The organism is Microcoleus sp. Pol7_A1 (genome assembly GCF_036701085.1).
In the GTDB taxonomy this organism is placed as follows: Bacteria; Cyanobacteriota; Cyanobacteriia; order Cyanobacteriales; family Microcoleaceae; genus Microcoleus; species Microcoleus asticus.
This window is the reverse complement of sequence record NZ_JAUBQD010000171.1, coordinates 1-1,165: the sequence shown is the minus strand read 5'-3', so window position 1 is coordinate 1,165 and position 1,165 is coordinate 1. Positions and strand designations below refer to the sequence as shown.

Sequence of the window (1,165 nt, the reverse complement as noted above, 5' to 3'; positions counted from 1 at the left end):
ACATCTAAACTCCTACTTAGATTTACGTCCTCATTATACATGATTTGTGATTTACAAATCATTTACGATCGCTATAGCAGCAGCAGTAAAGCCAGCGATTAATGCACTGTGGGAATGGGCCGGGGTGCAATCAAATGTTCATGTAGATGAAACCCCCTGGTGTGTCATGGGGATTAAAGAATGGTTATGGACAGCTAGTGGAGAAGGATTCTGTTTATTTCATGCCGCAGATACCAGGGGGATCGCGCGCAACTAGAAACCATGCTGGGTACAGAATTTGCTGGAGTCTTAAGCTCAGATGATTTCAGCGTTTATAATGGTGGGAAAGTCGCAGCCCAACAGAAGTGTCTGGCTCATTTACGACGGCATTTCAAGAAAGTGCTGGGACTTCCGGGCAACAATAATAATGCAGCAGTCGCTCAAATATTTCTGTCATTAATTGATGAAGCTTTTATCGCCCATGAGTCCTGGCGAAACACGAAGGATCAACTTACCTACGACTTCTGGGTTCAGGATTTTAAAATACGATTGAATCAAGCTTTGGGGACTTGGTTGAACCAAGTTGGTTATGCCGCAGGTTTGTTACTCAAATCCTTACGAGATAAGGCAGAACAATGGTGGTATTTTCTGAATGACCCCTCGGTGCCTCCGGATAATAATTTAGCAGAACGTTCTCTACGGCTAGCTGTCACGAAACGGAAAGTTTCTGGCGGCTCTCGTTGGATGAAACGATTTGAGGAAACGGCTAATCTATTGAGTGTGATTCAAACCTGTCGTTTTCAAGCTCGTTGAGTAATGGCTTTTTTCCGTGAGGCTATTTCGGCCCATTCTTGTGACTTGGCTATGCCGCTCGCTCATTCCCCTTTTTCAGACCTGAATCCTTACCTTTTTTGTTCTCGATCGACTTAAACTATTTTCTAGCTAAGCTTTCAAGTTGCTTGTCACCCCGTCAGGGAGTTTTCTCCTGACTAATTTAGATGACTGAATCTTTACCCTCTACGATCGCCCTTAACCCCAGTTTCACCATAATACTTGACGGTGGCGTGAGTTAATTCTGCCCTGAGCGAAAATTGGATCGACAAATTAACTAGGGCTTGCCGAAAAAGCCTAAAACCTTGACAGAGAAAGACTTTGACTGGTTTGAACGCGGAGCGTGTGCAAGCTT

The 1,165-nt window shown here is 44.3% G+C and carries 1 pseudogene; it reads left to right on the top strand.

From position 1 onward, the window contains the following. Positions 1-73: 73 nt before the first annotated feature. Positions 74-789 (top strand): annotated as a pseudogene (locus QUA20_RS31830) (IS66 family transposase); the annotation flags it as partial. Positions 790-1,165: the final 376 nt, after the last annotated feature.